At 72.3% G+C, this 4,065-nt stretch carries 5 protein-coding genes; all 5 read left to right on the top strand.

What is annotated here, in order from left to right:
* Positions 1 to 282 precede the first annotated feature (282 nt).
* The 5 genes from DW309_RS09335 to fliG are packed head-to-tail and all read left to right on the top strand — an operon-like array spanning position 283 to position 3,944.
* Positions 283 to 624: a flagellar basal body rod protein FlgB gene (locus DW309_RS09335; RefSeq protein ID WP_136031061.1), complete on the top strand. Its 342-nt coding sequence runs from the start codon at positions 283 to 285 to the stop codon at positions 622 to 624.
* A complete protein-coding gene (locus DW309_RS09330; protein WP_136031062.1) occupies positions 621 to 1,016 on the top strand; it encodes a flagellar basal body rod protein FlgC in 396 nt (131 codons plus the stop codon). The genes DW309_RS09335 and DW309_RS09330 overlap by 4 nt, the downstream gene beginning before the upstream one ends.
* Complete coding sequence (fliE, locus tag DW309_RS09325; protein WP_136031064.1) at positions 1,013 to 1,318, top strand: flagellar hook-basal body complex protein FliE; 306 nt, start codon at positions 1,013 to 1,015, stop codon at positions 1,316 to 1,318. The genes DW309_RS09330 and fliE overlap by 4 nt, the downstream gene beginning before the upstream one ends.
* Positions 1,318 to 2,943: a flagellar basal-body MS-ring/collar protein FliF gene (gene fliF / locus DW309_RS09320; protein ID WP_136045214.1), complete on the top strand. Its 1,626-nt coding sequence runs from the start codon at positions 1,318 to 1,320 to the stop codon at positions 2,941 to 2,943. Before fliE ends, fliF begins: the two co-directional genes overlap by 1 nt.
* On the top strand, positions 2,940 to 3,944 hold the full coding sequence (gene fliG, locus DW309_RS09315) for a flagellar motor switch protein FliG (protein WP_136031068.1): 1,005 nt from the start codon (positions 2,940 to 2,942) through the stop codon (positions 3,942 to 3,944). Before fliF ends, fliG begins: the two co-directional genes overlap by 4 nt.
* Positions 3,945 to 4,065: the final 121 nt, after the last annotated feature.

Here is a 4,065-nt window from a genome sequence, read left to right as displayed (position 1 = left end):
GCTGCCCGCGCACCTCGCCGACCGCGCCCGCCGCGTGATCGACCGCCAGCGCGCGGCCATGGACCGCGTACGCCACGAGATCGACGGCGTCCGCCAGCACCTCGGCGCCGTGGGGCGCGTACCGGCACCGCGCGAACCCGACGCACCGGCCTACCTCGACGTGGACGGCTGACGGCCGCCTAACGCACCCGGCCTGCCTGCCGACAGTGCACCGTGAGCACGGATGGCTCGCAAGACTCGGCCAGGGATCGGCCATTTCCACCACACACGGGGAGCCGGTTCGTGTTCGACTCTGTCACCATCACCGCACTCACGAGTGCGCTCGATGGGCTCTCGCTGCGCCAGCGGGCCATCGCCGACAACATCGCCAACATCAACACCCCCGACTACCACGCCAAGCGCGTGCGGTTCGAGGAGGCCCTCGCGGACTCGATCGCCCGCGGCGACGGACGCGTGTCGGCGACGGTCGGCACCTCGCTGGAGCCGACCAGGCTCAACGGGAACAACGTCAACCTCGACACCGAGACCCTCTCCAGCATCGACACCATGCTGCGCTACCAGTTCGCGACGCAGGCCGTGAACGGCTCGTTCTCCTCCATGCGCACCGCGATGAGGACCTCATGACCTTCGACGCGATCGGCATCGCCGGCACCGGACTGACCGTGCACCGCAAGTGGCTCGACGCCATCAGCGACAACATCTCCAACATCAACACGGTGCGCTCGACCGACGGCGCCGCGTTCCGTGCGCGCTACGTGCTCGCCCAGACCAGCGCCCAGTCGCCGGGCGTCTACGTCGCCGGCACCGTGCAGGGCAGCGCCGAGGGCCGCCTCGTGCACCAGCCCGACCACCCCCTCGCCGACGCGAACGGCTACGTGCGCTACCCCGACATCGACCTCGGCGACCAGATGAGCCAGCTCATCCTCGCGCAGCGCGGCTACCAGGCCAGCGCGGCGATCGTCGACCGAGCCCGCACGACCTACGAGTCGGCCCTGCAGATCGGACGCAACGCATGAGCGCGGTCTCCGGAATCGAGGCCGTCGCCTCGTCCCTCGGTCTCACCACCTCCCCCGTCACCGGGGCGAAGACGACCGACGGCTCCGCCTTCGCGAACAGCGTCACGGGCGCGATCGACGAGCTGCGCTCGCTGCAGTCCGATTCCGACGCGCTCAAGGTCGCCGCGGTCACGGGCGACCTCGACGACATCCACGCGGCCATGATCGCGTCGTCGCGCGCGGCCGTGACGCTCGAGCTCGTCGCCGCCGTGCGCAACAAGGGCGTCGACGCGTTCAACGAGATCATGCGGATGCAGGCCTGATGCCCCCGGCCGTCGCCGGTGCGTTCCAGCGCATCCGCCGTGTCATCGCGGGGTTCTCGCTCGCCCAGCGCACCATCGCCATCATCGGTGTCGCCGTGCTCGCCCTCGGCATCATCACCCTGTCGAGCTGGCTCACCCGCCCCACCTACACCCCGCTGTTCTCCGGGCTGAGCGCGACCGACGCCAACGCCGTGGTCGAGCAGCTCCGCTCCGCGTCGGTGCCGTACGAGCTCGCCGACGGCGGCGCCACCGTCCTCGTGCCGGAGAAGGACGTGTACGACCAGCGCCTCGCCGCCGCATCCGCCGGACTGCCCAGCGCCAACAGCGCCGGCTACTCGCTGCTCGACGACATGGGCGTCACCACCTCCGAGTTCCAGCAGTCGGTGACGTACAAGCGCGCCATCGAGGGCGAGCTCGCCGCCACGATCTCCGCGATCGACGGGGTCTCCGCCGCCTCCGTGCAGCTCGCGATCCCCGAGGAGAGCGTGTTCGTGTCGGAGACCGTCGACGCGACCGCCTCCGTGTTCGTGGAGACCGCGGGCAACAGCACCCTCGACCAGAAGCAGGTCGAGGCGATCGTGCACCTCACCTCCGCGGCGGTCAGCGGCATGAAGCCGGAGAACGTCGCCGTGGTCGACCAGACCGGGCGCACGCTGTCGGCCGTCGGCGTCGGCTCGACGGGCGGCCTCGACCAGCAGGCGGGCGACTACGAGGCGCGCGTCACGGCGAGCGTGCAGCAGATGCTCGACACGGTGGTCGGCCCCGGCAACGCGACCGTCACGGTGGTCGCCGAGATCGACCGGTCGGTGAACGAGCGCATCGAGGAGACCTACACCCCGGCCGAGGGCGCCCCGCCGCTGACCGAGGAGACCCGCAGCCAGACGCAGAACGGCGCGAGCTCGGAGGCCGGCGTGCTCGGCCCCGACAACATCGCCGTGCCCAGCGAGAACGGCGGCACGTCGTCGGCGACCGAGCAGAGCCGCACCAACGCGGTCAACAAGGCCACCGAGAGCACCTCGACCCCGGCCGGCACGCTGCTGCGGCAGTCGGTGTCGGTCGCCGTCGACGCCGGGGCTGGCGGCGACCTCAGCTCCGCACAGCTCAGCGACCTGGTGTCCACGGCCGCCGGCATCGACCGCGCCCGCGGTGACGACCTCACCGTCGAGCTGGTCGCGTTCAGCAAGACCGACGCCGAGTCCGCGCAGGCGGCGCTGCAGGCCGCGAAGGACGCCGAGAACGCGGAACGACAGGCCGCCCTGCTCAACACCGTCATCATCGCCGCGGCCATCGCGATCCCCCTGATCGCCGCGATCGCCGCGTTCATCATCCGCGCCCGCCGTCGGGCCGGACGCGTGGAGGAGTTCGATCAGCTGTTCGGCGACCGGCCGCCCGCCCTGTCGGCGCTGTCCGCCGACGCACCCACCGCCGTGCTGGAGGCCCCCACCACCCCGCTGGCGTTCCTGGAGCCGGCGCCCGACCTCGACCCGGAGCCCGAGCCCGACCCGGAGCCCGCCCAGGTCAGCCTCGAGCGCCGCCGCGCCGAGATCGGCGCCCTCACCCGGCAGGACCCGCAGCGCACGGCCGAGCTGCTGCGCACCCTCATCGACGATCGGTCGCACGCGTGACCGGGCTGACCGACCGGCAGACCGCCGCGGTCGTTCTCATGAACCTCGACCGCGCCCAGGCGGTGGAGGTGATGAAGCACCTGTCCGAGGCCGAGGCGGAGGCGGTGGCCGCGGAGATCATCGGGCTGCAGGACCTCGACGCCGCCACGACGGCACAGGCACTCGGACAGTTCCACCGCATCGCCGCCGGGCACCTGCCGCCCGCACGCGGCGGACGCGACATCGCGGCCGGCCTGCTGGAGGCGTCGTTCGGCGCCGAACGGGCGGCGGCCGTGCTGGGCCGCGTCGGCTCGACCTCGATGAGCGCCTCGTTCGAGTTCCTCACCTCGGCCGACCCCGCGCAACTGGCCACCCTGCTGGACGGCGAGCTGCCGCAGACCGTCGCGCTCGTGCTCGCCCACCTCTCCGCGGATCAGGCCGCCGCGGTGCTCGCCGCGTTCCCCGACCCCGCCCGCACCGACGTCGCCCAGGCCATCGCGACCATGGGTACCGCGTCGCAGGAGGCCATCGCGATCGTCGCCGACGCCCTCAAGTCGCGCACCGGCAGCTTCGCGTCGCGCGACGCCCCGGAGGTGCTGGGCGGTGTCGAGCCGCTCGTGGAGATCATCGGCCGCTCCGGGGCGACGATCGAGAAGGCGCTGCTGGCGAGCATCGAAGACCGCGACAGCGCCCTCGCGGAGGACATCCGCTCGCGCATGTTCACGTTCGTCGACATCGTCAAGCTCGACGACCGGGACACGCAGCGCGTGCTGCGCGGCATGGACATCCGCTCGCTCGCACTGGCCCTCAAGGGAGCCCCGCAGCCCATCGTCGACCTCATCCGCCGCAACGTCTCCGAGCGCAACAGGGAGAACCTCGACGAGGAGGCCCGCACGCTCGGGCCCGTCCGCATGTCGCAGGTCGAGGAGGCACGCGCCGAGATCGTCCGCACGATCCGAGCCCTGGAGGCGGCGGGCGACATCACGGTGCAGCGCGCCGACGAGGACGAATATGTCTACTGACGCCTTCGCCCCCGCGGCCTTCCCGCGGCTCGGCGGCCCCGACCACCGCGCCGAGCAGGAGCGTGCACGCCGTCGCGGCTACGCGGAGGGCCACGCCGAGGGGTACCGCGCGGGTGCCGCG

This window comes from Microbacterium sp. K41 (assembly GCF_004794395.1).
Classification (GTDB): domain Bacteria; phylum Actinomycetota; class Actinomycetes; order Actinomycetales; family Microbacteriaceae; genus Microbacterium; species Microbacterium sufflavum.
This window is presented reverse-complemented; position numbering and strand designations above follow the sequence as displayed.

Bases quoted from the DNA above. Each gene is read 5' to 3' on its own strand.
- DW309_RS09330 (WP_136031062.1), top strand. From the start codon at position 621: ATGACCTTCGACGCGATCGGCATCGCCGGCACCGGACTGACCGTGCAC.
- fliE (WP_136031064.1), top strand. From the start codon at position 1,013: ATGAGCGCGGTCTCCGGAATCGAGGCCGTCGCCTCGTCCCTCGGTCTC.
- fliF (WP_136045214.1), top strand. From the start codon at position 1,318: ATGCCCCCGGCCGTCGCCGGTGCGTTCCAGCGCATCCGCCGTGTCATC.